At 64.3% G+C, this 26,193-nt stretch carries 24 protein-coding genes; 13 read left to right on the top strand and 11 right to left on the bottom strand.

Annotated features, from left to right (window positions below):
- Positions 1-34: 34 nt before the first annotated feature.
- The 3 genes from ACT3UA_RS13735 (at position 35) to ACT3UA_RS13745 (ending at position 2,669) form a co-directional block, all read left to right on the top strand.
- Positions 35-1,027, top strand: a complete 993-nt coding sequence (locus tag ACT3UA_RS13735) for a methionine ABC transporter ATP-binding protein (protein ID WP_096284599.1) — start codon at positions 35-37, stop codon at positions 1,025-1,027.
- Positions 1,028-1,030: 3 nt separating this feature from the next.
- Positions 1,031-1,711 carry a methionine ABC transporter permease gene (locus ACT3UA_RS13740; RefSeq protein WP_096284597.1) on the top strand — a complete coding sequence of 227 codons (681 nt, stop codon included), beginning with the start codon at positions 1,031-1,033 and terminating at the stop codon, positions 1,709-1,711.
- Positions 1,712-1,817: 106 nt separating this feature from the next.
- On the top strand, positions 1,818-2,669 hold the full coding sequence (locus tag ACT3UA_RS13745; RefSeq protein WP_096284595.1) for a MetQ/NlpA family ABC transporter substrate-binding protein: 852 nt from the start codon (positions 1,818-1,820) through the stop codon (positions 2,667-2,669).
- A gap of 86 nt (positions 2,670-2,755) precedes the next feature.
- Here ACT3UA_RS13745 and ACT3UA_RS13750 read toward each other — a convergent pair whose 3' ends face one another.
- The 9 genes from ACT3UA_RS13750 to hemE form a co-directional block, all read right to left on the bottom strand.
- Positions 2,756-3,676 (bottom strand): amidohydrolase family protein, encoded by a 921-nt coding sequence (locus tag ACT3UA_RS13750; RefSeq protein ID WP_255248374.1) that lies wholly within the window; start codon positions 3,674-3,676, stop codon positions 2,756-2,758.
- A 163-nt stretch (positions 3,677-3,839) separates the two neighbouring features.
- Complete coding sequence (gene hemL / locus ACT3UA_RS13755; protein WP_096284592.1) at positions 3,840-5,147, bottom strand: glutamate-1-semialdehyde 2,1-aminomutase; 1,308 nt, start codon at positions 5,145-5,147, stop codon at positions 3,840-3,842.
- A complete protein-coding gene (gene hemB / locus ACT3UA_RS13760; protein WP_096284590.1) occupies positions 5,148-6,134 on the bottom strand; it encodes a porphobilinogen synthase in 987 nt (328 codons plus the stop codon). It lies immediately after the preceding gene.
- A gap of 11 nt (positions 6,135-6,145) precedes the next feature.
- The gene (locus tag ACT3UA_RS13765; protein ID WP_096284588.1) at positions 6,146-6,943 is read right to left on the bottom strand and encodes a uroporphyrinogen-III synthase; all 798 of its coding nucleotides are present in this window, start codon (positions 6,941-6,943) and stop codon (positions 6,146-6,148) included.
- Positions 6,944-6,951: 8 nt separating this feature from the next.
- Positions 6,952-7,926: a hydroxymethylbilane synthase gene (gene hemC, locus ACT3UA_RS13770; RefSeq protein ID WP_096284586.1), complete on the bottom strand. Its 975-nt coding sequence runs from the start codon at positions 7,924-7,926 to the stop codon at positions 6,952-6,954.
- The gene (locus ACT3UA_RS13775; protein WP_255248373.1) at positions 7,923-9,128 is read right to left on the bottom strand and encodes a ferrochelatase; all 1,206 of its coding nucleotides are present in this window, start codon (positions 9,126-9,128) and stop codon (positions 7,923-7,925) included. Before ACT3UA_RS13775 ends, hemC begins: the two co-directional genes overlap by 4 nt.
- Entirely contained in the window at positions 9,125-9,811 is a 687-nt protein-coding gene (gene hemQ / locus ACT3UA_RS13780) for a hydrogen peroxide-dependent heme synthase (RefSeq protein ID WP_096284654.1), read from the bottom strand. Before hemQ ends, ACT3UA_RS13775 begins: the two co-directional genes overlap by 4 nt.
- 80 nt (positions 9,812-9,891) lie before the next feature.
- Positions 9,892-11,472, bottom strand: a complete 1,581-nt coding sequence (gene hemG, locus ACT3UA_RS13785; RefSeq protein WP_096284584.1) for a protoporphyrinogen oxidase — start codon at positions 11,470-11,472, stop codon at positions 9,892-9,894.
- A gap of 117 nt (positions 11,473-11,589) precedes the next feature.
- On the bottom strand, positions 11,590-12,645 hold the full coding sequence (gene hemE / locus ACT3UA_RS13790) for a uroporphyrinogen decarboxylase (protein ID WP_096284582.1): 1,056 nt from the start codon (positions 12,643-12,645) through the stop codon (positions 11,590-11,592).
- Positions 12,646-12,794: 149 nt separating this feature from the next.
- On the opposite strand from hemE, the gene ACT3UA_RS13795 reads away from it, so the two are divergent.
- The 6 genes from ACT3UA_RS13795 (at position 12,795) to ACT3UA_RS13820 (ending at position 19,589) form a co-directional block, all read left to right on the top strand.
- Entirely contained in the window at positions 12,795-14,135 is a 1,341-nt protein-coding gene (locus tag ACT3UA_RS13795) for a glutamyl-tRNA reductase (protein ID WP_096284580.1), read from the top strand.
- Between the two features lie 134 nt (positions 14,136-14,269).
- The gene (locus ACT3UA_RS13800) at positions 14,270-14,893 is read left to right on the top strand and encodes a TetR/AcrR family transcriptional regulator (protein WP_096284578.1); all 624 of its coding nucleotides are present in this window, start codon (positions 14,270-14,272) and stop codon (positions 14,891-14,893) included.
- A 63-nt stretch (positions 14,894-14,956) separates the two neighbouring features.
- Positions 14,957-15,178, top strand: a complete 222-nt coding sequence (locus ACT3UA_RS13805) for a DUF3107 domain-containing protein (RefSeq protein ID WP_096284576.1) — start codon at positions 14,957-14,959, stop codon at positions 15,176-15,178.
- A gap of 102 nt (positions 15,179-15,280) precedes the next feature.
- On the top strand, positions 15,281-16,747 hold the full coding sequence (locus tag ACT3UA_RS13810) for an RNB domain-containing ribonuclease (protein ID WP_096284574.1): 1,467 nt from the start codon (positions 15,281-15,283) through the stop codon (positions 16,745-16,747).
- A 266-nt stretch (positions 16,748-17,013) separates the two neighbouring features.
- On the top strand, positions 17,014-18,633 hold the full coding sequence (locus ACT3UA_RS13815; protein ID WP_096284572.1) for a DEAD/DEAH box helicase: 1,620 nt from the start codon (positions 17,014-17,016) through the stop codon (positions 18,631-18,633).
- 74 nt (positions 18,634-18,707) lie between these two features.
- Positions 18,708-19,589 (top strand): DNA-methyltransferase, encoded by an 882-nt coding sequence (locus ACT3UA_RS13820; RefSeq protein ID WP_096284652.1) that lies wholly within the window; start codon positions 18,708-18,710, stop codon positions 19,587-19,589.
- Here the strand turns inward: ACT3UA_RS13820 and ACT3UA_RS13825 are convergent.
- Positions 19,574-20,419 (bottom strand): PHP domain-containing protein, encoded by an 846-nt coding sequence (locus ACT3UA_RS13825; protein WP_096284570.1) that lies wholly within the window; start codon positions 20,417-20,419, stop codon positions 19,574-19,576. The two genes, ACT3UA_RS13820 and ACT3UA_RS13825, sit on opposite strands and share 16 nt — an antisense overlap.
- Positions 20,420-20,485: 66 nt before the next feature.
- Here ACT3UA_RS13825 and ACT3UA_RS13830 point away from each other — a divergent pair, with 66 nt between their 5' ends.
- On the top strand, positions 20,486-22,033 hold the full coding sequence (locus ACT3UA_RS13830; protein ID WP_096284568.1) for an aminopeptidase P family protein: 1,548 nt from the start codon (positions 20,486-20,488) through the stop codon (positions 22,031-22,033).
- A gap of 170 nt (positions 22,034-22,203) precedes the next feature.
- On the opposite strand, the gene ACT3UA_RS13835 is transcribed toward ACT3UA_RS13830, so the two are convergent.
- The gene (locus ACT3UA_RS13835; RefSeq protein WP_176484112.1) at positions 22,204-23,052 is read right to left on the bottom strand and encodes a general stress protein; all 849 of its coding nucleotides are present in this window, start codon (positions 23,050-23,052) and stop codon (positions 22,204-22,206) included.
- 132 nt (positions 23,053-23,184) lie between these two features.
- Between ACT3UA_RS13835 and ACT3UA_RS13840 the strand changes: the two genes are divergently transcribed.
- Genes ACT3UA_RS13840 through ACT3UA_RS13850 form a run of 3 tightly spaced genes read left to right on the top strand, consistent with a single transcriptional unit; the run spans position 23,185 to position 26,191 of the window.
- On the top strand, positions 23,185-24,435 hold the full coding sequence (locus tag ACT3UA_RS13840) for a magnesium transporter MgtE N-terminal domain-containing protein (RefSeq protein ID WP_096284566.1): 1,251 nt from the start codon (positions 23,185-23,187) through the stop codon (positions 24,433-24,435).
- Between the two features lie 47 nt (positions 24,436-24,482).
- Complete coding sequence (locus tag ACT3UA_RS13845; RefSeq protein WP_096284564.1) at positions 24,483-25,091, top strand: DUF1003 domain-containing protein; 609 nt, start codon at positions 24,483-24,485, stop codon at positions 25,089-25,091.
- Positions 25,088-26,191 carry an Mrp/NBP35 family ATP-binding protein gene (locus ACT3UA_RS13850; RefSeq protein WP_255248372.1) on the top strand — a complete coding sequence of 368 codons (1,104 nt, stop codon included), beginning with the start codon at positions 25,088-25,090 and terminating at the stop codon, positions 26,189-26,191. Before ACT3UA_RS13845 ends, ACT3UA_RS13850 begins: the two co-directional genes overlap by 4 nt.
- Positions 26,192-26,193: the final 2 nt, after the last annotated feature.

Genomic DNA, 26,193 nt, shown 5'->3' on the forward strand with positions numbered 1-26,193 from the left:
TCTATACCCCTTGAGAATTGAAGGAACGCGCCTAGTGATCACAGTTAGTGACCTGCGTAAGGTTTATCGTCAAGGCAGCAATGACGTTGTTGCACTGGATGGTGTGAGCCTTGAAGTCCCGACCGGGAAAATTCATGGCATCGTTGGACATTCCGGAGCTGGCAAATCAACACTTGTCCGCTGCCTGACATTGCTTGACCAGCCTACGTCCGGCTCCGTTGCGGTTAACGGCAAGGAACTGACGAATGTCGACTCCGACGCGTTGCGCAACGCGCGTCGCCGTATCGGCATGGTCTTCCAGCATGCCAATCTGTTCGATTCACGAACCACCGAACAGAATGTTGCCTACCCACTGGAATTGGTGGGCACACCGAAGAAGGAAATCGCCGAGAAAGTTGCGCAGCTTTTGGAACTCGTCGGGCTGACGAAGTTCGCCAAGGGCTACCCATCGCAGCTTTCTGGTGGTCAGCGACAGCGCGTGGGTATCGCCCGCGCGTTAGCGACGGATCCTGATGTGCTGCTCTGCGACGAGCCAACCAGTGCTTTGGACCCGGCCACCACCGATGAAATTCTTGAGCTGGTAAAAAAGCTTCGCGACCGGTTGAACATCACGGTGCTGATCATCACCCATGAAATGCACGTCGTCAAGCATGCCTGCGATTCGGTTTCGCTGCTCGAAGCCGGCAAGATCGTGGAGCATGGCGACATCGAAGCGGTCATCACCAACCCTTCGGGACGTTTGGCTTCTACGCTGCTTCCACTGCCGGGAGAAGCCCCGCAGGTAGAAGGTGCAGGTCGCGTACTTGATCTTCTCTACACGGGCGAACAAGCCACCGAGCCGGTCATCTCCGGCATCGCGCGAAAGTTCAACACCGACGTCAATGTCTTGGCCGGCTCCGTAGAGCATCTGGGTGATCAGCAGTTCGCGCACCTGCGAGTGCAGTTCGCCCCAGACGCGGACATCGCGGCAATTATCGAACATCTGAAGTCCACCGGTATTGCAGTGACCGTGAAGGAGGCCAAGTAAGTTATGGATTTCTTCGCTGAACTCTTAAACAATCCAGGTATCACCAAGGCCATGTGGCCTGCCACCGTGGAAACCCTGCAAATGACTTTGATTGCAACGGTTTTCACCATCGTCATTGGTTTGCCGTTAGGTATTTTGCTGCACAACACCGGCAAGGGCGGGTTGCTGCCAGTGCGTTGGCTCAATGTGGTGCTCTCCGGGATCATTGTCAACATCACCCGTTCGATTCCCTTCGCAATTCTGATGGTTGCCTTGATTCCACTAGCCAAGGCAATTACGGGTGTCTCACTCGGACCGGTGGCCGCTTCCGTCTCGCTGACCATCGGCACGGTTCCGTTCTTCGCACGTCTAGTTGAGACCGCCCTGCGCGATGTCTCATCGGGCAAGGTTGATGCGGCGCTGGTAATGGGATCGACGAAATTGCAGGTCATTCGCAAGGTGCTCGTTCCCGAAGCGATGCCCGGGCTCATTGCCGCGTTGACCACAACCGTGGTCACGCTCATTGGTTATTCGGCGATGGCCGGTTTGGTTGGCGGTGGCGGTCTTGGCCGGCTGGCCTACAACTACGGTTTCCAGCGTTATGACATGGGAATCATGCTGGTAACCATAGTCATTATTCTTATCATGGTGCAGTTCGTTCAGATCGTCGGCGACCTGGTCGCGCGAAAGATCGATCATCGTTAGCTCAAAAACTTCCGCCGGAATTCCGGCGGGCCTGGTCGGCACGCATGTCGTACCAAAACTCCCCTTAGTTACCGGAAACGGTTCATACTCAAAGGAAATACTCACAATGCGTAAAAAGCTTGCACTCGCAATCACCGGTGTCGCAACCCTCTTTGCGGTGACCGCCTGCGGTAGCACCGGATCCACCGAGCCAACCGCTGCGGCCACGCTTGACCCAGCAAACCCAACCATCGTCAAAGTTGGCGCAAGCCCGATCCCGCACTCCCAGATTCTTGAATTCATCGATGAGAATTTGGCCAAGGATGCTGGCATCGATCTCGAGATTCAGGAAATCGACGACTACCAGACCCCGAACATCGCTTTGGCAGACGGCACCATCGATGCAAACTACTTCCAGACCGAGGCTTACTTGGCCCAGCAGGTTGCGGACAAGGGCTACGAGTTCGAGCACGGCAAGGGCATCCATCTGGAGCCATTGACCGTTTTCTCCAAGAATTTCGATAAGCCAGAAGACGTCACCGAAGGCGCACTGGTTCTGCTGAACAATGACCCGGTGAATCAGCTTCGTGGACTGCGTGTGCTGGAAAGCGCAGGACTGCTTTCGGGGCTAACCGACGAAGATTCGGCCCTCACCATTGAAGATGACGAAGCCAAAAACCCCAAGAAACTGACGTTCCGGGAAGTCAACTCGGAGCAGGTGCCGCAGTACTACACCCAGGACGACAACATTGGCCTCGCCGTGATCAACGGTAACTACATTGTTCAGGCAGAGCTCAACCTGGAGGAAGTTCTCGTTCAGGAATCCCCCGAGAACAACCCGAACTCCAACTTCCTGACCTGGCGTGCAGGCGAAAGCACCCCAGCTATCGAGAAGCTCGACGAACTGTTGCACTCCGACGAGGTAGCCAAGTACATCGAAGAGACCTGGACCGACGGAAACGTCATCCCAGCCTCCTAGCGCCAGGCAGCATCGCAGTGGTGTCCTTGTCCCGGGAATTCGGGGACAAGGACACCACTGCGTTAACCGCCCCTATCGCGCTTAAGCTAGGCAACCCCAGCTCGGGAAAGCCCCAGCAGCCGTGCCCCGTTCTCCCAGAGCACCGCTCGCATCCAGGATTTTCCGTGCCCCAACCGGGCCAGTGCCTGCAGCTGATGCGCATAGGGATAAGGGATATTCGGGTAATCCGAGCCGAGAATGACTTTGTCCTGGAGTGAAGCCAAACGGGAAACATAGCTTTGCGGCATCGGCGCGAATTCGTTGGTGAAGTCGGTACCCACCATGGTCGTATCCAGATAAACGCCTGAAAACGCCTCGGCAAGATCGGCAAATTCGTGATACTCGGGCATCCCCATATGCGCTATGACCAGCACGAGGTCCGGATACTTCTCCAGCAGGATTCGAACGTTCTGCGGCCCGGTGTAGCTGCCGCTCAACGGTGCCGACCCGGCATGGATGACCACCGGTATCCTGCTTTGCTCGAGGACTTCCCATGCTTCGTCGAGCAGCGCATCGTGGGGCGCGAACCCGCCGACTTGGATGTGGATCTTGAATAGTTGTGCCCCGGCATCGATGGCCTGCCGAACGTAGCTGCCTACCCCGGGTTCCGGGTAAAAGGTTGCGCAATGCAGTGCCCCGTCGACGCGTTCGGCGAAGCGCGCCGCCCAATCATTGAGCCAACTGGCCATGCCCGCCTTATGCGCGTACGAAAGCGCAGGGATAGCCGCCAACCCGATCTCACGGAGCCGTTGGATTCGGGCGTCCTCAGCCATGCGATAGGTAATCGGCCAGCAGCGACCATAACGTTGCTCCGCCTCATCGAAGTACGCCCAGACCTTTTCCAGCATCGGCTCGGGCAGAAAGTGCACATGGATATCGGCCAACCCGGGTATGCCCAGATAGTCCAACAAATCCGGAATCTGCTCGTCGGTCAGGGGAATCATGTGCTCGGCGATCGTCTCGGTCATCTGGCGCTCCTCTGGTTTTCACTGCCGTTGCTGATGCTGTGGGCCAAGCTATCAGGGACCGCCGGCGGCTGCCCAGTTCCCGGCCCAGGAAAGCAAAGTGGCCACGGTAGCCGCTGCCCGGATGGGGCGAGCGGCTACCGTGGCCTCTTGGTGCTGGTGGCTACTATGCGGTGGCCGCAGCGGCGGCCCGAGCGGCCGCTGGCAGTGCCGCGAAGATCTTCTCCATGGCTGCGTCGTCGTGTGCCGCGGAGAGGAACCAAGCCTCGAACACGCTTGGCGGCAGGTAGATGCCAGAGTCGAGCATCGAGTGGAAGAACGGCGCGTAGCGGAATGCTTCCTGCCCCTGCGCGTCGGCGTAGTTGTGCACGCCCTTGGCCGAGGTGCCGAAGGCCACCGAGAACAACGAACCGACGCGCTGGATCGAGTGGTCCACCCCGGCGGTGTCAAAGGCCTCGCGCAGCGCGCCTTCCAGCGCGGTGGACGCCTTGAGGATGTGTGCGTAGACCTCCTCGGTGGCGTGGGTCAGCTGTGCGATGCCGGCCGCCATGGCGACCGGGTTACCCGAGAGGGTTCCCGCCTGGTAGACCGGGCCCAAGGGAGCCAGGTAATCCATCACCTCGGCGCGGCCGCCCAGGGCCGCGGTCGGCAAGCCGCCGCCGATGACCTTGCCGAAGGTGTACAGATCCGCGTTCCAGCCTTCTTCCTTGCCGGTCAAGCCCCAGTACCCGGAGGACGAGGCGCGGAAGCCGGTCAGTACCTCGTCGAGGATCAGCAGCGCGCCATGCTTGGCGGTGGTGTCCTTCAAGAACTTGTTGAACCCCTCCTCCGGTACCACCACGCCCATATTGCAGGGTGCCGATTCGGTGATCACGGCCGCGATATTCGCCCCATGCGCGGCGAAGGCCGCGTCGATGGCGGCACGGTCGTTATACGGCAGGACCAGGGTCTCGGCGGCGGTGGCCGCGGTGACCCCGGCGGAACCCGGCAGCGCCAAGGTGGCGACGCCCGAGCCGGCATCCGCAAGCAAGCTGTCGAGGTGGCCGTGGTAGCAGCCGGAGAACTTGATGATCAATTCGCGGCCGGTGAAGCCGCGGGCCAGGCGCACGGCGGTCATGGTGGCCTCGGTGCCGGTGGAAACCATGCGCACCCGGTCCACGCCGCCCATGCGATCCTTGATCAGCCGGCCGAGCTTTGCCTCATCCGGGGTGGAGGCGCCGAAGGACAACCCGCGGTCGACCGCGGCGTGCACCGCCGACTGGATCTCCGGGTGGGCATGCCCCAGCAGGGCCGGACCCCAGGAACACACCAGGTCAACGTATTCCTTGCCATCGGCATCGGTGAGGTAAGCGCCCTTGGCGCCGACCATGAACGGCGGCACGCCGCCGACGGAGCCGAAGGCGCGCACCGGCGAGTTCACGCCACCGGGCATGACGTCACGGGCCTCGGTGAAAAGCTTCTCGGAATTCGACATTTATTTTTTTCCTTCGTTCAACCAGCCGGCGACTTCGGCTGCGTAGTAGGTCAAGATTTGCTGGGCGCCGGCCCGGCGAATGGAAAGCAGGGATTCGAGCACCGCGGCGCGGCGGTCGATCCAGCCGTTGGCCGACGCGGCTTCGATCATCGCGTATTCTCCGGAGATCTGATAGGCGGAGACCGGCACCGGGGATAGCTGCGCGATATCCGAGACGATGTCCAGGTAGCTCATGGCGGGTTTGACCATGACCATATCCGCGCCTTCGGCCAGGTCCAGTTCGACCTCCAGCAGCGCCTCGCGGCGGTTCGAGGCGTCCATTTGATAGCTGCGGCGATCCCCCTGCAGCTGCGAGTCGACGGCCTCGCGGAATGGGCCGTAGAAGGCGCTGGCGTATTTCGCCGCATAGGCGAGCACCGCCACTTCCTGCTGTCCGGCCTGGTCCAGGGCCTCGCGGATCACCGCGATCTGCCCGTCCATCATGCCCGAAGGGCCCAGGATGTGCGCCCCCGCCTCGGCCTGGACTACCGCCATCTCGGCATAGATTTCCAGGGTCCGGTCGTTGTCCACCCGGCCCTGGGCATCAAGCACGCCGCAGTGGCCATGAGAGGTGAACTCGTCCAGGCACACGTCGGACATGATGACCAGCTCGTCGCCGACCTCTTCGCGAACGGCCGCGATGCCCCGGTTCAAGATGCCGTTCGGGTCGATTCCGGCGCTGCCGTTTTCGTCCCGGTCCTCCGGGATGCCAAAGAGCATGATGCCGCCCAGGCCCCGCTCGGCGGCATCCGCCGCGGCGGCCTTGAGCGAATCCATGGTGTGCTGCACGACCCCGGGCATGGAGCTGATCGGGTTCGGCTCGCCGATGCCCTCGCGGACGAAGGCGGGCAGGATCAACTGACGCGAGGACAGCTCGAACTCCGCGACGAGTCGGCGAACTGCAGGATTCTGCCGGAGCCGGCGAGGTCGGTGCTGAGGGAAAGCCATGTCACTTCTTTCTAGAATTGATGATTCGCATTGTGCAAAAGTTCTTGGGCCGCGCGAGCTAAACCGGCGGGCGTCGGTTCCGCGGCGATGGCGTCAACGCGCAACCCGGCCGCGCGCAAGGCCGCGGCCGTAGGCTGGCCGATGGCAACGGTTTTCACCCGCTCGGGCAACCGGTCACCGGCTAGCTGCACGAATCGGCGCACGATGCTTGGTGCGCTAAACACCAGCAGATCCAGCCGATCCAGCTGCCGGGTTATCTCTTCCGGGGCGAGCACGCGAATTCCCGGTGGCGCCGGCACCGCCGTAAGCGGTGCTCCCCCGCTGCCGGCGGCAACCGTGCGGTAAGCCAGGACCTCGTGGACTTCATGGGCGCCGAGCCCGGCCGAGAGCGTCGAGCTGGCCAGGTCCCCATGCGGATAGAAGATCTTCTGCCCCGGTTCCAGCTGCCACTGGGCCACCATTCCGGCCGCGGACTGCTCCGTCGGCACAAAATCCGCATCGACGCCCAACTGCGCGCGGGCGGCCTTGGCGGTCTTCGTGCCCACCGCCGCCACGCGCAGCCGCGGCGGAAGCGGGCGTCCGGCCAGCAAGGTGGCGATCACCTCCACGGTATTCACCGAGGTGAGCACCAGCCACTGGTAGGAGCCCGCCGCCAGTGCCGCGACGCCGCGGGACAGCTCGCTGCGATCCGCGGGCCAGACGGTGTCGATCAGCCGGGCACAGCAAGATTCGATGCCCAGCTGCTCAAATTCCCGCACGGTAGCCGCGGCTCGCGCCGCGTCGCGCAGGATCAACGCCTGATAGCTCATGGTCGCAATTAGGCCAAACCTGCGACTACCGCCGCGCCGTCGGCGATCATCGATTCGGCCAGGCTGCGCCCAAGCTCGCGTGCCTCCGCTACGGTGGCCGCGCTTGCCCGGGCACTGCGGCGCATGGTTTCGGAGCCGTCCGGGTTGCAGGCGACCGCCTCCAAGACGAGCGTGCCGCCCTGAACCCGGGCCAGGGCGCCGATCGGCGCCGCGCAGCCGGCTTCCAAAGCCGCCAGCAGCGCACGTTCGGCCTCGACCTGCAGGCGCGTTGGCAGGTGGTCCAGTTCGGCCAGCGCCCGATCCAGGGCCGGGTGATCCGAACCGGCGGCGCGCACCTCCAAGGCCAGCGCCCCCTGCCCGGGGGCCGGCAGCATGATGGCCGGATCCAGGTACTCGGTGATGTGCGCTTCCAGGCCGAGCCGGCGCATGCCGGCGGCGGCGAGGATGACGGCGTCCAGGTCACCCTGCACGCTGCGCCCCACGCTTCCGTCGTCATGGGTGGCGCCGGTGCCTTTCACCCGGCCGAGCCGGGTGGGCACGTTGCCGCGGATGTCGACGATCTGCAGATCCTGGCGGAAGGCCAGCAGCTGCGCGGCGCGGCGCGGCGAACCGGTGCCGATCTTCGCCCCTTCGGGCAGTTCGGCGAGTGTCAGCCCGTCGCGAGCGCACAGGGCGTCGCGCATGTCTTCACGTTCCGGGATGGCGGCCAGCACCAGGCCCTCGGGCTGCGTGGTGGGCAGATCCTTCAGCGAGTGCACCGCCAGATCGCAGCCCGAATCCAGCAACCGCTGGCGCAGGGCGGCGGCGAAGACCCCGGTGCCGCCAAGCTGCGAGAGCGGCCCGGTGATCACATCTCCCTCGGTCTTGACCAGAATCGTCTCCACCTGAAGCCCGGAGGCTTCGGCCAAGCGCGTGGCGGCCCACCCGGTCTGCGTGGTCGCCAGCGCGCTGCCGCGCGTACCTACACGAAAGCTCTCGCTCATGCCTGGGGCACCCCCACTTCGGAATCGACCGCAGCGATGGTCGGACGCAAGGAGCCGTCCAACGCGCGCTTTTCACAACAATTCGGGCGGCACACGTCAAACCATGGTCCACCGGCAACGGCGCTCATCCGGCCTGCGCGCAGCGCTTGGCCGTTGGCATCTGCCAGGCGCTCTTCGAGCAGATCGACCAGGCCCGAGACGAAAGCCCGGTGCGTTCCCGGAGTTGCGACCCGGCTAAAGGCCAACCCCAGTTCGGCGCAGCTGTCCTTGGCCTCGGTGTCCAGATCCCACAAGACCTCCATGTGGTCGGAGATGAACCCGATGGGCACCACCACGACCCCGGCCACCCCGGCGGCGGCGTCCTCGGCCAGCGCGTCGTTGATATCCGGTTCCAGCCACGGAACGTGCGGGGCCCCGGAACGCGACTGGTAGACCAGGCTGTGTTCCAGGCCCTGGGCCTCGGGAACGTTGGCCAGAATATGCTCGGCGACCGCACGGTGCTGGGCGGTATAGAGATTCTCGCTCGCCTGCGCGCGCAGCTGAGCAGGTCCCGCGGCGTCCGCGTCGGCCTGCGGAATCGAGTGCGTCACGAAGACGATCTTGATCTTGTCCGCGGCATTGTCCTTCGCCGCAAGTTGTTCGCGCACCTCGGCCAGCGAGGCGCCCAGCCCCTCGATGAAGGGCTGCACGAAGGCCGGAGTGTCGAAGAACTGGCGCAGCTTGTCAACTTCCAGCACACCCTCCAGCCCGGTATCGCGCAGTCCCATGCCGAGGTCTTCGCGGTACTGGCGGCAGGCCGAGTAGCCGGTGTACGCGCCGGTGCCCAGCAGCAGCACCTTGCGGTGCCCGTCCTCGGCGATCTGCTTCAGCGTGTCGTTGACGAACGGGTGCCAGTTGCGGTTGCCCCAGTACACCGGCACCTCGATGGAACGCGCGGTCAGTTCGGCCTGCAGGGCGGCAAGCAGCGCGCGGTTCTGCGCGTTGATCGGCGAGACGCCGCCGTTCTTGCGGTAGTGCACCGCCACCTCTTCGAGGCGTTCGTCGGGGATCCCCCGGCCTGCGGTGACATTGCGCAGGAACGGGATCACGTCCTCCTGGCCTTCGGGACCGCCGAAGGAGGAGAGCAGAATCGCGTCGTAGGCTTTCGGCGCCATCTTGCCGTTGGCGTCATAGCCGGTGCGTGGATCGAAATCCTGGGTCACTTCAAAACCTCGATGACCTCGGCGGCCGAGATGCGCCGTCCGGTGTAGAACGGCGTCTCTTCGCGCACGTGGTGGCGGGCTTCGGTGTAGCGCAGGTGGCGCATCATGTCGACCAGGTCGATCATGTCGTCGGCTTCGAGGCAGATCTGCCATTCGAAGTCGCTGAAGGCGAAGGCGGCAACGGTATTTGCCAGCACGTTCGGGAATTCGCGGCCGAGCATGCCGTGATCGCGCAGCATCTTGCCGCGGTCCGCCGGGTCCATGGTGTACCAGTCGGTGGTGCGCACGAAGGGGTAGACGGTCATCCATTCCTTGGCATCCAGGCCGCGGGCGAAGGCCGGCGAGTGGTCCTTGGCGAATTCGGCTTCGCGGTGCACGGCCATCGTGGAGTACACGATCTCGGTGCCGGCGAGCAGCGAGCTGCGGCGCAGCTGGCGCATCGAGGCCTGCAGCAGCTCGGCGGCCGGTCCGTGCATCCAGAGCATCACGTCGGCCTCTTCGCGCATCATCGACACGTCGTAGATACCGCGCACGGCCACACCGGATGCGGCAAGTTCGGCGACCAGCGAGTCGAAGGCCGCAACATCCGCCGCGCCTAGTTCCACGTTGGCGGAGCGCTTGAACACGGTCCACAAGGTGTAGAACATGGTCGGGTTTTCACCAGCGGCGTCGCGGTCTCGCATGACCGGTGAATTGTGCTGTACTTCGTAGCTCACTTAGTGCTCTCCTTGATCAACTGATCTATCTCATGCTTTAAAACTAGTTAGCGGGCGCTGATGGCAACTGTCCGCCGGGTGTGTCCGATGACTCGGGCCAACCCGGTGCCGGCAAGCCACGCGCCCACGAGGTCCAAACCGTCAAACTTCTCCACCGCCGAGTTCACCTGCGCCCGGCGTGCACTGGCGGCCTCGCCCTGCAGCGGCACCATGTCGTTGAAGCGCGACACGGCGCTTCCCACGACATCGTCCTGATGCAATTCAACACCGAGAATCTTTGAAGCATCTTTGACTGCCTGCGCAAGCAGCGCCTGCTCGTCTCCGGACTCGACCAGCGGCTCATGCTGCCCGATCCGGCCGAAGGACAGCCGCAGCACGTGGGTGCCCGGACCGGATTGCTCTGCCAGCCACGGCCATTTCGCGCTGGCATGGGTCATGGCCTTGGCCACCAAGGGCGCTTCCTTGGCCACGAGCGCCCCGGAACCGCGCGGCGCATCGTCGAGTTCTGGCTTATCGACCACGAGCACCACCAGGGCGATGGAATTAGCCTCGGCCTCGGCGCTGATGCGCTGCTGTTCTTCAAGCAGCGGGTTGAGCAGCTTGAGCGCGGCCTGGGCCTCGGTGGCAATGACTACCCGGTCCGCGCCGAGCTCCTGGCCCAGGGTCTGCACGGTGTACGGCTGCGCGGCCTCGTCGTGATGGCGGATCTCGGTTACCGGCGAATTGCGCACCAGCGCCACCGAGGATTCCTGCAGCTGCTCGGTCAGCGTCGTCACCAGCGTGTACATGCCGCCGTCCAGGCCGGCGACTCGCGAACCTGCCGGGGCATCGCCCTGCAGCTGGGCCACGGCCTTGGCCAGGGATCCGGTTCGCTGCATTGCTTCGCGCAGCCCCGGGGCTGCGGCGTCGATGTCGATCCGTGCCGGGTCGGTGGAGTACACCCCGTTGACTACCGGGGCGACCAAAGCGTCAAGCACGCTCTGCCCCATGCGGTGGCGCACCACCTCGGCGAGCGAAAGCTTTTCCGTGGCCCACTTCTTGGGCATCGGCGTGACCAGATCGGCCGCGGCACGCACGGTGGCGGCCCGGCCAATGATTCGGCGCACCTCATCGGTGCGGATATTCGAGGGGATCCCCAGCAAGGAGCTCGGCGGCAGCGGATTAGCCTCGACGTTTTCGGCGTCCCCCTGGATCAGCCAGGCGCCGACCCCGGAGGTCTGGGCGATTTTTTCGCTCAGATCCAGCTCATCGAGGTATGCGCTGACGGTGCCGCCGCGCAACGCGAAAGACTCGGCTCCGGCGTCGAGGGCCAGGCCGGCGACCTCAACCCGGCGCAGGCAGCCACCGAAATTGTCCGAGGCTTCAAGGACCGTAACCCGGTATCCGGTCTGGCTCATTTCACGCGCGGCCACCAATCCGGCGATACCGCCGCCGACAACTATCGCGTGCGGTGCGGCATCGTGCGGTGCGCTGTCTTTCGAGGCCCGGGTTTCCGCGGCCGCGCGGACCTTTTCCAGCAGGCGCAGGGCATGTGCTGCCGTGTCTCCGGCGAGATCACGGCGGATTTTTGCCGCCGGACGTGCACCTTGTTTGTCTGCCGCCGGGGCGTTGCGCTGATTCTTGGTCATGGGCGCTGCACCTTCCACCTTCAACTCGATGTTCCCCGCCGAACGGGACGTGCCGGGATTGCCGGCGCGTCCCGGAAGCGGAGATCTGTCTTTGAAACCTAGCCTAGCCCTGTGTGCCTAGAGCGAGTGGATGAGTTCAACCACTCGGGTGAGCACCGTCGGATCCGTGGTTGGCGGCACGCCGTGCCCCAGGTTCAGCACATGCCCGCGGGCCTTGGCGCCGCTGGCTACGACCTGGCGGACGTGGGCTTCGAGCACTTCCCAGGGGGCCGTGAGCAGGGCCGGGTCAATATTTCCCTGCACCGACACGCTCTGGCCCAGCCGCTCGATCGCGGTTTCCAGCGGGATGCGGTAATCCACGCCCACGGTGTCCACGCCGGAGTCGCGCATGGCGGTCAGCAATTCGCCGGTGCCGGTGCCAAAGTGGATTAGCGGCACGCCGGTATCGCGGACGAAGTCCAGCGCACGCGAAGAATACGGGGCGACGAACCGCTGATAATCCGGAAGGGACAGCGAACCGGCCCAGGAGTCGAACAGCTGCGCGGCGGAGGCGCCGGCCTCCACCTGGGCGCGCAGGAACTTGCCCGAAGCGTCGGCGGCCCAGCTCATCAGCTTGTCCCAGACCTCGGGGTCCGAATGCATCATGGTGCGTGGGCCCAGGTGGTCGCGGCTCGGCTTGCCCTCAACCATGTAGGCGGCCACGGTGAACGGTGCCCCGGCGAAACCGATCAACGGGGTGCTGCCCAGCTCCGCGACGGTCAGCGCCACCGCTTCGCGGATCGGGTCCAGGGATTCATCGGTGAGCTCGGGCAGATTGGCCACGTCTTCTGCGGTGCGGATCGGCTTGTCCAAGACCGGGCCGACACCGGGGACGATGTCCACGCCGATGCCCGCCAGCCGCAGGGGGATCACAATATCGGAGAAGAAGATGCCGGCGTCGACCTTGTGCCGGCGCACCGGCTGCAAGGTGATTTCGCTGGCCATCGCAGGGTCCAGGCACGAGTCAAGCATGCTCACGCCTTCGCGGAGCTTGAGGTATTCGGGCAGCGAGCGCCCTGCCTGGCGCATGAACCACACCGGGTGGTGGCTCGGTGTGCGACCGGTCAGGGCCTGGATCAATGCGGAATCGGAGGTACGTCCATCAACGAAGGGATGGTTCTGCGACAGAGTCATGATTCAATGATGCCAACTCTTGCAGGTAAAAGCCCATTTGTGCCGTTCACCCTCAGGGGAAGGTGAGCAACATTACGGGCCAAAACCCCCATCAGTTAGGTTCGCCTGCGTTGTTTAGCTGCCCTAATTCGGCCTATTCTTGGAACATTGTGGTTTTCTTATCTCTTGTCGCATCGCATTCACAGCTCGACCTGGAGACCGTGGCGCAACTGAGCGCTTCGGCCAGCGGGCTAGCCGCCGCTTCCATCAATGGTTCGGCGGCTATCAACGGTGCCGTGGTGCTGGCCACCTGCAACCGGTTCGAAGTCTATGCGGATGTGGAAAACGTCGAAGATGCCACCGAGCATCTGGTCAATGAACTTTCCGCGCACACCGAGCTGTCCGCGGACTTCCTCGCCCGCCGGCTGACCACCCTGGAAGGGGAACCGGTAATCGACCACCTCTTCTCCGTGGGCGCCGGCCTGGACAGCGCCGTAGTGGGCGAACGTGAAATTGCCGGTCAGGTCCGTCGCGCATTGACCCAGGCCCAGCAGGAGAAAACAGCCACGAGCAGCCTCACCCGGCTCTTCCAAAACGCCACGCGCGCCGCGAAGGATGTCGGAAGCAGCACCGATCTGGGCTCCCAAGGAAAATCCGTCGTTTCGGTGGCCTTGGATCTCGCCGAAGAGCTGATGGATGGCAGCCGCAGCTGGCAAGACCAGGACATCGTGCTATTCGGGACCGGATCCTATGCGGGCGCCACCATGGCGCTGCTGAAGGAACGCGGCGTCAAGCGCATCAGCGTGTACTCCCACTCGGGCCGGGCAACAGATTTCACCGATAAGCGCGGCGGCTTCCCGCTGAGCGAGCAGCACCTGACCCAAGCCCTGCGCGAAGCCGACGTCATCGTCGGCTGTTCCGGCGGTGGAAACCGTTTGGAAAGCCATACCTTGGAGGAACTGCGCGTTAAGGGCCAGCCGCTGATAGCCATCGATATGGCGTTGACCCACGATTTTGATCCAACCATTGCGCAGTTGGCCGACGTTGAGCTCATCACCCTCGAATCGGTTCGGATGGCAGCGCCCAACGACCAGGCTCTGGCCGTGCACGACGCCACCAGGATCGTCACCAAGGCCGCCCGCGAATTCTCCGCCGCGCAGCGCGAGCGCGAAGCGGACCACGCCATTGTGGCGCTGCGCGCCCACACCAAGACCGTACTGGACGCCGAAGTAGCGAAGGTCCGCGCGCAGCACGGATGCACCGCCGCGGCCGAAGAAGTGGAACTAGCCATGCGCCGGATGATGCGCCAGCTGCTCCACGTGCCAACCATGCGGGCCCGCGAGTTGGCGGCCGAAGGCCGTACCGACGAATATGTGGCAGCCCTCGAAACCCTCTACGGGCTGGATCTTTCCGGTTCCGCGGCCACCGCGCCGGCCAAGCCGGTGCGTGTCGACGCAGAATCTGCAGATAACGCCGCCTGCCCGGTACTTCCCTTGGAGCAAAGCGCTTAAGCACTTCAGACACCCCGCCGTCGCTGGCGATATTTTCGGCGCGACATGGAATACTACTTGCAAGTAGGTGGTGGTTTTACGGGCGGAGCATTCGCCGGCAACCACCACACGCAGCAGGTTGAAAGGTCTACATCATGGCGGAACTCGGGGAAATCAAGAATCCACGCACCCAGCGGATGCCTCGCGAAGCGCGCCGCCGCCAGCTGCTGCAGGCAGCCCACCAGGTATTCGTAGCCCACGGCTACCACGGGGCCTCGATGGACGAGATCGCCGAGGTTGCACTCGTCTCCAAACCGGTGCTCTACCAGCATTTCCCCGGCAAGCGAGAACTTTATCTGGCCTTGCTCGATTCGCATCTGGCCGATTTCACCAAGCTGCTGGATGACGCAATCTCCTCGACAAACGAAAACCGCCAACGCGTCTTCGAAACGATCAACACCTATTACCAGTACATCAAACGTGAGTCGCAGGCCTATCGGCTGATCTTCGAATCGGATGTGCTCTCCGATCCGCTGGTCGCCGCACGCATTGAAGAATTCAACAATGCGCTGGCAACTTCGATTTCGAAGGTTGTTGTCAAAGACACCGACCTCGACGAGGACGAAGGATTGCTTGTGGGGCGCGCCTTGGCGGGCCTGTCCCAGGTTTCGGCACGATATTGGGCCACCAGCGGCGAGCCGGTGGACCAGGAAACCGCAGTCGACCTGATCTCGCGTTTAGCTTGGCGCGGAATTTCACGGTTCCCGAAGGAAAACTAGCTAGATTTGTTTCAGAGGCCCCTGACGGGACTCGTAATTCTTTCGAGAGGATCATTGACAATCATGGAAATCCGGATTGGCATTCAGAATGTAGCCCGCGAAGTCGTGCTCGAGTCCGAGCTGAGCAACGCCGAAGTGAACGAGCTGTTATCCAAGGCGATCTCCGAGGGTACGATGCTATCGCTGAAGGATCCCAAGGGCCGCGAAGTGCTGGTCCCAGCGGCCGGTATCGCCTATGTTGAGGTTGGTCCCGAAGAGGCCCGCCGCGTGGGCTTCGCCCAGTAAGGCAAACTTTCCTGCGCTAGCGTGGCCGCCCCCCGGCATTTGGGGGCGGCCACGCTGCGTTAATCGTGGTTTGAATCACTCTTCTGTGATAATCCTAGGTGTGTGACCAATCCACGAATCCACAGCCCCCGCAAACATGCCGCAGCGAATCTGGACGAGCTGCTGCTCGCCTTGGAAAGCGAATTGGGGGTCCCCGCGCCCTTCGATGAGCAAACCCTCAAAGCGGCTCAAGAGGCGGTCGAGAACCTGCGGGCACCGGAACACGACGACACCGCGCTACCGTTTTTCACGATCGACCCCGAGGGTGCCACGGATCTCGACCAGGCCATGTACCTGGAACGAAAAGACGACGGCTACCTGGTGCACTATGCGATCGCCGACGTTCCGTCATTCGTCGCCTTGAACTCAAAACTCGATGAGGTCACCAGGGAACGCGGACAGACCTACTATCTGCCGCAACGCAAGATCAACCTTCACCCGCCGCTGATTTCAGAAGATGCCGGTTCCCTGCTGCCCGGCGCAGTCCGCCCGGTATTCTTGTGGCTTATCACGCTGGATGCCGCGGGGGCCATCACCGACGTGCAGCTGCGCCGCACCACGATCAAATCCCGGGAAATGCTGGACTACGCCTCCGCGCAAGCGAAGCTGGACTCCGGCCACGGCGGGGAGCAGCTGGAGCTGCTGGCACAAATCGGCGCGGTGCGCATCGAGCAGGAACGCCTGCGCGGCGGTGCCTCGCTGAACCTTCCGGATCAAGAGGTCGAGCCCGACAATGGCGGCTACAAACTGGTCAGCCGCCAGCCCTTGCCGCTGGAAGACTATAACGCGCAGATTTCCCTGCTCACCGGCATGGCCGCCGCCCGGATCATGCTCGATCACGGCACCGGAATTCTGCGCACCATGCCGGCCCCGGATGAGAAGGACCTGGCAGAATTCAAGGAGCAGACCAAGCTGCTGGGACACCCCTGGGATGGACAGCTTAACTACGGCCAGTATCTGCGCACCCTAGACGTGAATGATCCGCGCCAGCTGGTCATCATGCATCGGGCCGCCTCGCTGTTCCGCGGCGCAGACTATGACGTGATCAACGGGCAAAACGAAGACGAGATGGAGCAGGCGGCGCTGGCCGCCCCCTATGCGCACACCACCGCACCGTTGCGCCGCCTGGTGGACCGCTTCGTGCTGCTGTGCTGCTTCCTGCAAGCCAATGCCAAGCCCATCCCGGACGAGTTGAGCGAAGCGCTGGAGCAGTTGCCGGGGCTGATGCGGGAAAGTTCAATTTCGGCGAATCAGATCTCCCGGGCGGCCATCAACCTGATCGAGGCCTACGTCTTGCAGCACCGGGTCGGCGAGAGGTTTGAGGCCATCGTGTTGCGCGAGGCCACCGGAACGCACAATGGCGACCCCGCCTCGACCGATGCCAAGGACCGCCCCGGAAACTTGCAATTGGTCACCGAACCGATCACCGGGCAGTTCACCGGAAGCGCGGCACCGGGCACGCTGGTCACCGTCACGCTGCGTTCGGCGGACCCCGCCACACGCAAGATCATGTTCGACATCGTTGGCTAGCGCCCCCGGCCGACGGGATTCCGGCGCGGAGAGGCTATGCTAGGGCTATCACTATTTAGGATGCCCGGTCGCACCGTGCTGAACGAAGAGAACAGTTTCGTGGTGACTTCCCAGCGGTCACCATTGCGACATCCGCCCGCGCGGCGGTTGACGTGTATGACGCGATCGGCTCCGCTGGACCCGCACCGGCAGGTGCCGGCCCCCTGGAAGCTCAGGGCTGGCAGCACCAGTTCCGGTGCCACAAATGAAACGAGAACACACACATCGTGACCGACACGACGCTATCGACCGAACAGGTCGAACTCCCCGAGCCAATTGATACCGCCGACGTAGAGGTTCCCAAGCAGACCTTCGCCGAGCTCAAGGTCCGCGAAGACATCGTCGCTTCGCTGCTCGAAGCAGGTATTGAGTACCCATTCCCCATCCAGTCGCTCACCCTTCCGGTGGCGCTCGGTGGCAACGACATCATCGGCCAGGCGAAGACCGGTACCGGCAAGACCCTGGGCTTCGGCATCCCCGCGCTGCAGCGCGTCATCCGCGAGGGCGACAAGGGCTATGAGAAGCTCGAATTCCCCGGCGCCCCGCAGGCGCTGATCGTGGCTCCGACCCGCGAGCTGGCCATTCAGGTCGGCGCCGACCTGGCGCAGGCTTCGAAGCACTCGAATATCTCGATCACCACCATCTACGGCGGCCGCCCGTACGAGGAGCAGATCAACGCGCTCAAGGCCGGCACCGACGTGATCGTCGGCACCCCGGGACGCCTGATCGACCTGAACCGCCAGCGCGTGCTGAACCTGAAGCAGATCAAGACCGTGGTCCTCGATGAGGCCGACGAAATGCTGGATCTGGGCTTCCTGCCCGACGTGGAGCGCATCCTGGCCGCCCTGCCGCCGCTGCGCCAGGCGATGCTGTTCTCGGCTACCATGCCGGGCGCCGTGATCACCATGGCCCGCCGCTACATGTCCCGCCCGACCCACATTCGCGCCACCGACCCGGGCGACGACGATTCGCTGACCAAGCGCAACATCCGCCAGCTGGTCTACCGCGCGCACAACCTGGACAAGGACGAGATGGTGGCCCGCCTGCTGCAGGCCGAGGGCCGCGGCAAGACCATCATCTTCACCCAGACCAAGCGTTCGGCAGCCAAGCTCACCGACGAACTGATCGACCGTGGATTCAACGCCGGCGCCCTGCACGGGGACCTCGGCCAGGGGGCCCGCGAGCAGTCGCTGAAGGCCTTCCGCGCCGGGAAGGTCGAGATCCTGGTCGCCACCGACGTCGCGGCCCGCGGCATCGACGTGGACGACGTCACCCACGTGGTGAACCTGCAGTGCCCGGACGACGAGAAGACCTACCTGCACCGCGTGGGCCGCACCGGCCGCGCCGGCAACACCGGCATCGCGGTGACCTTCGTGGACTGGGATTCGGTGCCTCGCTGGTCGCTGATCAACAAGGCGCTGGGCCTGAATGTGCCCGAGCCGGTCGAAACCTACTCCTCCTCCCCGCACTTCTTCGCCGACCTGGACATCCCCAAGGGCACCAAGGGCCGCTTGCAGCGTGCAAAGAAGACCGCGCCGGCCGAGGGCGACGGTTCCCCGCGCCGCGACCAAGCCGAGCGCACCGAGCGCACCCCGCGCCGGCGCAGCACCGGTGGCCGCAGCCGTACCCGCACCGTCGAAGGCGAACAGTCCGGCGACCAGGGCGCCAGCCGCCACGGGCATTCCAAGGGCAAGCAGGACCGCCCGGCGCGCGAGGGCGAACGCCACCGCCAAACCCACCAGCACGAGGAACAGCCAGCTGCCCGCACCGACTCCGAACAGGAATCGCGTGCGCGCCGCCGGCCCCGCCGCCGCACCCGCAGCACCGAAGGTGGAACGCAGGACTAATTAGTTCTCCGTTTCCATTCTTCTTCCGAAAGGATTCAGTACCAACGGTGCTCGCTCAACCAGAGGATTCCACCCTGCCCGAAACCGGAGCGCCCGCACTCACCGCGGGCGCTCCGGCGCAGGAAAATACCGTGCTGCACGGTGACAATGTGAAGGCTTTGTCGGAACTGCCCGACGGGAGTTTCACGCTGATCTATGTCGACCCGCCGTTTAACACCGGCCGGAAGCAAACCCGGGCGCAACGCACCATGGTGCGGGCCGCCGAGGGCGAAGGCGATCGGGTGGGCTTCAAGGGTCTTTCCTACAACACCGAGCTGGGAGCCGCGCGCTCCTATCACGACAGCTTCGATGACTATCTCAGCTTCATCGAGCCCCGGTTGCACGAAGCCCACCGGTTGCTTGCCGAAGACGGCACGCTCTATGTGCACCTGGACTACCGCGAGGTGCACTACGTCAAGGTGCTGCTGGACCAGATTTTCGGGCGCGAGAACTTCCTGAACGAATTGATCTGGGCCTACGACTACGGTGCCCGCGCCAAAAGCCGCTGGCCGGCGAAGCACGACACCATCTTGGTATACGTGAAGGACCCGAAGAAGTACCACTTCGATTCGGCCGAGGTGGACCGCGAACCGTATATGGCTCCCGGTCTGGTGACCCCCGAAAAGCGCGCCCTGGGCAAACTGCCCACCGATGTCTGGTGGCATACCATCGTCTCTCCGACCGGCAAGGAGAAGACCGGCTACCCGACGCAGAAGCCCGAAGGTATCCTGCGTCGGATCATCGCCGCCTCATCGCGCGAAGGCGACTGGGTGCTGGATTTCTTCGCCGGCTCCGGGACCACCGGTGCGGTAGCCGCGAAGTTGAATCGGCGCTTCGTGCTGATCGACCAGAACGCCGAGGCCATCGAGGTGATGCGTTCCCGCTTGCCGGAAACCACCGCCTACAAAGAGGCCTGAGCTCCGGTTCCCGCCGCAATAATTCGATCCAGCATGTCCGGCTCGGTGAGATTCTCACCGAGCCGGTTCAGTTTTCCGGCCCCATGGTAATCGGAAGAACCGGTCACGATCAGGTCGTATTGCTTGGCCAGCCGGGCCAGGAAGCGCTTGCCTTCCGCGCTGTTGTCCCGGTGGTGGATCTCCACCCCGGCCAGTCCCACATCGATCATCTCGTGGAAGGTCGCTTCGGGCACGACCCGTCCGCGCAAGGCGGCCGCAGGGTGTGCGAAGACCGGCACTCCCCCGGCTTCCAGGACCAGGCGCACCGCGTCGCGCGGGTCGATGGCCGGGTGCCCCACGTAGTATCGCGAGCGCGCCGAGAGGATGTTGGCGAAGGCCTCATTGCGGCTTTCCACCACCCCCGCGGTAATCAACGCGTCGGCAATATGCGGGCGTCCCACCGTGGCGCCCGGCTGGCAATGCTCGGAGACCAAATCCCAGCTGATCGGAAAATCTTCGGCGAGCCGATCCACGATGCGCTGGGCGCGGATGACCCGGGAATTGCGCGAAAGATCCAATTCATCGAGCAACGGCTGATAGCCGGGGTCCTGCAGATAGCACAGCAGGTGCACGCTGATTCCCTGATGGTCCTGGCAGGTGATTTCCATTCCGGGGACAAAACCCACACCAAGTTTCGCCGCGGCCTGCCGCGCCTGGCCCCACCCGGCGGTCTGATCGTGATCGGTCAGCGCCACCACATCCAATCCGGCGTGCTGCGCGGCCGCGATCAGTTCGGCAGGCGGTTGCGTCCCATCCGAAACATTTGAATGGGTGTGCAGGTCAATTCGCATATCCCTAGATTAGCTGGCCTACTGCTACTTTGCCCGGATAGCCGAATCGGTGACACACTAAGTAGTATGACCAATCAAGTTTCTTCGCCTTCGGGCAACGACCAGCCGCTCGAAGATCGCGTCAACAACCGCTCCCAGCGTCCCACCTCGGAAGCATTCAAGAAGTTCATGGCTTCCTCTTGGGCGCCGGACACCTCCCAGCTTCCCGCAGCAGATCCTGCCGCAAGCTTTGCAGCCACCCGCCGTGCGGCCCTCTCCGCGCACTACCCGGGCGAACGCCTGGTCATTCCGGCCGGCCCGGCAAAGGTCCGCTCGAATGATACGGACTACCGTTTCCGCCCGCATTCGGCCTTCGCGCACCTGACCGGTCTGGGCGTCGACCACGAACCCGATGCGGTCCTGGTGCTGGAGCCAACCGACGACGGGGCCGGGGACCAGGGCGGCAACCACGCGGCCACCTTGTACTTCGCGCCGATGGCGGGCCGGGACAGCTCGGACTTCTACCTCGACTCGCGCGCCGGAGAATTCTGGGTGGGCCCGCGTCCCACGCTGAGCACCATGTCCGCCCGCACCGGCATCTCCACGCAGTCGCTGGATCTGCTGGAAAATGCGCTGACCAAGAACTCGGGACCGCAGGCCCTGGGCGGGATCCGCATCCGCCTGATGCGCGAGATCGACCTGAACGTCGAGGCGCTGGTCGATACCTCGCGGATCAACACCGGACAGGATCTGGAGGCCAGCGATGCGCTGGATAACGAGCTCGCCGAGTTCGTCTCCGAGCTGCGCCTGGTCAAGGACGAGTACGAACTGGCCGAACTGCAGAAGTCCGTGGATGCCACCATCGCAGGCTTCGAAGACGTCGTGCGCAACCTGGATGCCGCCATTGCCCACCAGCGCGGGGAACGCATCGTGGAGGGCACCTTCTTCGCCCGCGCCCGCCTCGAGGGCAACGAACTGGGTTATGACACCATCGCCGCCTCGGGCAACAACGCCACGATCCTGCACTGGATCCGCAACACCGGTGCGGTCAACGAGGGCGAGGTGCTGCTGTTGGACGCCGGAGTGGAAGCCGAGTCGCTCTACACCGCGGACATCACCCGCTCCCTGCCGGTCTCCGGGAAGTACACCGAGCTGCAGCGCAAGGTCTATCAGGCCGTGCTCGACGCCGCCGATGCAACCTACGCGGCGGTCCGCCCGGGGCTGAAGTTCCGCGACCTGCACCTCATCGCCACCACCGTGCTCGCCGAACGCCTGCAGGATTGGGGGCTGCTCCCGGTTTCCCTGGAGGAGGCGCTGTCTCCCGAAGGCCAGCACCACCGCCGCTGGATGCCGCATGGCACCAGCCACCATCTGGGCCTGGATGTGCATGATTGCGCCCAGGCCCGTGCGGATCTGTACCTGGACGCGGAACTCGTCGAGGGCATGGTGTTCACCATCGAACCGGGCCTGTACTTCAAGAATGAGGACCTGGCCATCCCGGAAGAGTACCGCGGGCTGGGCGTGCGCATCGAGGACGACATCCTGGTCACCGCCGATGGTGCGGTGAACCTCTCCGCGGCCCTGCCGCGCAAGCCCGACGAGGTCGAGGCGTGGATGGCAAAGCTGCGCGGCTAGTCCGCCAGCGGTCATTGCACAGTTGCCAGGGGCAGCCGGTTTCCACCTCGGAAGCCCGGCTGCCCCTGGTTTTTTGCGTCGCTGGCTGCCGGGGACCGGCGGGCAAGCAAAAACCCGCCACGCTGCTCCGCTCGGTGCGGAAGACTTCGTGGCGGGTTTGCTGCGCTTGGTTACTGCTGCTTGGTCTCTTTGTCGGATTCCTTGGCTTCGGCCTGTGGCTGGCCGGCCGTCTCCGGGGCGGCTTCGCCGGAGGGCGGCTGCACCGCATCCTGTTTAACCGTCGGCTCGGCCTGCGCCACATCCTGCGCCTCGGGCTGCGCCGGCGCCGCGGGCTTTGGCTCGTCCACGCGCACACCGTAGCGCGGGCGGCCATCTGGCAGGTCGCCGAATTGGCTGGTCGGTGCGGGCGCTGCTTCCGTTGCCGGAGCTGCCGGAGCCTGCGTCGCTGCGGGGGCTGCCGGCGGCTGCGCCACCGGGGCGGCGGGCGGCTGTACCGGCTGCGCTGCCGGCGCGGTGCCCGGTGCCGGCTGCGGACGCATCGGCAGCTGGGCGGCCAGCTGCCGGGCGGTCTGCGAATGCTCGAAGTCCACGACCACGTCGAAGCTGGTCGCCACGAACTTGCTCGAGGAGGCGAAGTCGCGCTTGCCCCGGCGCATCGAGTAGGAAACGACTCCGGCGATCATCCAGATCGCCATGCCCAGCCCGATGGCCGAGAGGATCTGGTACAGGCCGGTTCCGCTGCCGCCGAAGAGCGAGAGCAGCAGGCCCACGAAGAGGCCCATCATGCCGCCCTGCGCCGCGCCGGACAGCGCCACCTTCGGGTAGGAAAGCTTCGCGGTCACCCGTTCCACGGTGCGCACGTCGTTGCCCACGATGCTCACGGCGGAGACCGGGAAGTTGTTATCTGCAAGATAGTCGACCAGTTTCTGGGCATCCAGATAGCTGGTGTAGCGCCCAAGCAGTTCGCCACGGGGCAAACCGTTGGGGCTGATTGAATTTACTCCATGCGGCGAGGTCATACCTATATTGTGCACGCTAATACTGTGAGTGCGCCCAGTTGTACACCCACTATCGCTGAGGGTGAAAGAATCCTGTGCCGCTTCGTGGCCCAGCACACCGCCAACGGCCCCTTTGCACGCTAGGCTAGAACGGTGAGCGCACACGTTTCTAAAATCTTTGTCGCCCGGCTCCTCGGGCTGGACGTCTTCGACCCCTTGGGCGATCGCCTGGGCCGGCTACGCGACGTCGTCGTCGTTTCGCGCGGCCCGCAGCGGGCCCCGGCCTGTGTCGGCGTGGTCGTCGAAGTTCCGGGTAAACGCCGCGTCTTCGTGCCGATGACCCGGATCCAGTCGATGGAATCCACCCAGGTCATCTGCTCCGGACTGGTCAACATGCGCCGCTTCCAGCAGCGCGGGCAGGAAATGCTCGTCGTCGCCGAAATGTTCGACCGCACGGTCACCTTCCTCGATGCCTCCGGGCGCGGTTTGATCGAGGACGTGGGGCTGACCCAGACCCGGCGCGGGGACTGGGAGATCAACGAGTACTTCGTCCAGCGCCTGGAGACGACCAGCACGCTGCTGGGGTTGCGCACCCGCCGCCGCAACAAGGTGCTGGTCTCCTGGGAGGAGATCCGCCAGGGGGCGCAGAGCGAACCGCAGTCCGCGGATAATTTCGTGGCCACCCACGATGAGATGAAGGCCGCCGACTTCGCCGACGCGCTGCATGAGATGACCGGCAAACGCCGGCTGGAAGTCGCCGCGCATCTGCAAGATGACCGGCTGGCCGACGTCTTGCAGGAGCTGCCGGACCGGGAACAGGTCGAAATCCTCTCCGCGCTCAGCCTGGAGCGCGCCGCGGATGTGCTCGAGGAGATGGACCCGGATGACGCGGCCGACCTGCTCGCCGAGGTGGAAGAGGAGACCAAGCACCAGCTGCTGGAGCTGATGAACGAGGAGGAGGCCGAGGACGTGCGCCGCCTGCTGGCCTATCCCGAAGGCACCGCCGGTTCGGTGATGACCCCGGTGCCGGTGATCCTCACCCCGGAATCCACGGTGGCCGAGGCGCTGGCTTCGGTCCGCTTCGAAGAGATCAGCCCGGCGCTGGCCTCCACGGTTTATGTGGTGCGTCCGCCGCTGGAGACCCCCACCGGCCGCTATCTGGGCCAAGTTCACATCCAGGCGCTGTTGCGCGCCGCTCCCCCGGAGCCCTTGGGCGATATTCTTGACAAGGAACTTGAACCGATGTCGGACCTGTCGAGCATCACCGACGTGGTCCGCCATCTGGCCACCTATAACCTCACCTCGGTGGGCGTGGTCAACAACGAGGGGCGGCTCGTCGGCGCCATCACCGTCGACGACGTCCTGGACCACATTCTTCCCGATGACTGGCGCTCGGCGGATTAGGCCGGCAAGCTTCAGCATTCTCGATCAGCAGCAAAGGAGTTCACCGGATGGCCGAACAGCGCAAGAGCAACGGGCTGGATACTCCCCTTTCGGCACGCAGCCGGTTCTGGCCGAAGTTCTCCCCCGATCCGGACCTTTTCGGTTCGGCGACGGAGAAATTCGCCCGCTTCATGGGCACCCCGCAGTTCCTGTTCTACATGACGATCTTCTGCGCCTTCTGGCTCGTCTGGAATACCGTCGCCCCGGCCGCCTGGCGCTTCGATGACGCGGCCATCGGCTTCACCGCGCTGACCCTGATGCTCTCCTTGCAGGCCTCCTATGCGGCCCCGCTGCTGCTGCTCGCGCAGAACCGGCAGGATGACCGCGACCGCGTCTCGCTCACCGAGGACCGCAACCGCGCCGAGCGCAATCTCTACGACACCGAATACCTCACCCGGGAGCTCGCCTCCCTGCGCCTGGCCATGCGCGATGTCGCCACCCGCGACTATGTGCGTTCCGAACTGCGCAATGTGCTCGAAGAACTGCTCGAAACCACCGACGGCGAAGACCTGCATCTGCGCGCCAAGCGCAAGAACAAGCACAGCAATCCGTCCACCGGATTAATTGACACGGTTGATTCCAACCGCTCCCAGCATCGGAAGGCAAACCCAAAGTGACCCAATCCGCGGCCCTGCACCGCGCCCTTGAATCCGTAATCGACCCGGAGCTGCGCCGCCCCATCACCGAACTGGGCATGGTGGCTTCCGCGGAACTGGTCGCGGGCACCGCGCGGGTGCGCATCCTGCTGACCATCGCCGGCTGCCCGATGCGTTCGACCATCGAGGCCGACGTGGCCAAGGCGGTGGGCGCGCTGCCCGAGGTGGCGGCGGTGAACGTCGTGCTGGATGTGATGGACCCGGTCCAGCGCGCCGAGCTGCGCGCGAAGCTGCAAGCCAAGCGCACGGTATTCTCCGACCCGGATTCGCTGACCCGGGTGATCGCGGTGGCCAGCGGCAAGGGCGGGGTGGGCAAGTCCTCGATCACCGCGAATCTGGCGGCCGCCATGGCCGCGGACGGGTTGAAGGTCGGACTGATCGATGCCGACGTGCACGGCTTCTCGATCCCGGCGCTGATGGGCATCACCGGGAAACCGACCCGTGTGGACGAGATGATCCTGCCCCCGGTGGCCCACGGGGTGAAGGTCATTTCCATCGGCATGTTCCTGGACTCGAACCAGCCGGTGATCTGGCGCGGGCCGATGCTGCACCGCGCGCTGGAACAGTTCTTGACCGACGTGTACTTCGGGGACCTGGACGTGCTGCTGCTGGACCTGCCCCCGGGCACCGGGGATATGGCGATCTCGGTTTCGCAGCTGCTGCCCAATAGCGAACTGCTGGTGATCACCACCCCGCAGGCCACGGCGACCGCGGTGGCCGAACGCGCCGGAACCATTGCCTTGCAAACCAAGCAGCAGGTTATCGGCGTGGTGGAGAATATGAGCTACCTGAGCCTGCCCGACGGCGGCAAGATGGAGATCTTCGGAACCGGCGGCGGGCAGCGGCTGAGCGAATCGCTCAGCGAACAGCTCGGATATCCGGTGGAGCTGCTCGCCCAGCTGCCGCTGGAAGAGGCGGTGCGGGTGGGCTCGGATCGAGGGGTCCCGGTGGTGCTGGGCACCCCGGAGTCGCCGGTGGCCGGTTCCCTGCGCCAGCTGGCGCAGAAATTAGGGCAGCGGCCGCGCGGGCTTGCCGGGCGATCGCTGCCAATGTCCTTCTAGAG

The organism is Glutamicibacter sp. 363 (assembly GCF_052379505.1).
Lineage (GTDB): Bacteria > Actinomycetota > Actinomycetes > Actinomycetales > Micrococcaceae > Glutamicibacter.

Excerpts from the sequence above, each read along its gene's own strand:
- ACT3UA_RS13800 (WP_096284578.1), top strand. The coding sequence starts at position 14,270 with ATGGCGGAACTCGGGGAAATCAAGAATCCACGCACCCAGCGGATGCCT.
- ACT3UA_RS13825 (WP_096284570.1), bottom strand. The coding sequence starts at position 20,419 with ATGCGAATTGACCTGCACACCCATTCAAATGTTTCGGATGGGACGCAA.
- hemL (WP_096284592.1), bottom strand. The coding sequence starts at position 5,147 with ATGTCGAATTCCGAGAAGCTTTTCACCGAGGCCCGTGACGTCATGCCC.
- ACT3UA_RS13830 (WP_096284568.1), top strand. The coding sequence starts at position 20,486 with ATGACCAATCAAGTTTCTTCGCCTTCGGGCAACGACCAGCCGCTCGAA.
- ACT3UA_RS13835 (WP_176484112.1), bottom strand. The coding sequence starts at position 23,052 with ATGACCTCGCCGCATGGAGTAAATTCAATCAGCCCCAACGGTTTGCCC.
- hemQ (WP_096284654.1), bottom strand. The coding sequence starts at position 9,811 with ATGCGAGACCGCGACGCCGCTGGTGAAAACCCGACCATGTTCTACACC.
- ACT3UA_RS13845 (WP_096284564.1), top strand. The coding sequence starts at position 24,483 with ATGGCCGAACAGCGCAAGAGCAACGGGCTGGATACTCCCCTTTCGGCA.
- hemE (WP_096284582.1), bottom strand. The coding sequence starts at position 12,645 with ATGACTCTGTCGCAGAACCATCCCTTCGTTGATGGACGTACCTCCGAT.
- ACT3UA_RS13750 (WP_255248374.1), bottom strand. The coding sequence starts at position 3,676 with ATGACCGAGACGATCGCCGAGCACATGATTCCCCTGACCGACGAGCAG.
- ACT3UA_RS13745 (WP_096284595.1), top strand. The coding sequence starts at position 1,818 with ATGCGTAAAAAGCTTGCACTCGCAATCACCGGTGTCGCAACCCTCTTT.
- ACT3UA_RS13740 (WP_096284597.1), top strand. The coding sequence starts at position 1,031 with ATGGATTTCTTCGCTGAACTCTTAAACAATCCAGGTATCACCAAGGCC.
- ACT3UA_RS13765 (WP_096284588.1), bottom strand. The coding sequence starts at position 6,943 with ATGAGCTATCAGGCGTTGATCCTGCGCGACGCGGCGCGAGCCGCGGCT.
- hemC (WP_096284586.1), bottom strand. The coding sequence starts at position 7,926 with ATGAGCGAGAGCTTTCGTGTAGGTACGCGCGGCAGCGCGCTGGCGACC.
- ACT3UA_RS13805 (WP_096284576.1), top strand. The coding sequence starts at position 14,957 with ATGGAAATCCGGATTGGCATTCAGAATGTAGCCCGCGAAGTCGTGCTC.
- hemG (WP_096284584.1), bottom strand. The coding sequence starts at position 11,472 with ATGACCAAGAATCAGCGCAACGCCCCGGCGGCAGACAAACAAGGTGCA.
- hemB (WP_096284590.1), bottom strand. The coding sequence starts at position 6,134 with ATGGCTTTCCCTCAGCACCGACCTCGCCGGCTCCGGCAGAATCCTGCA.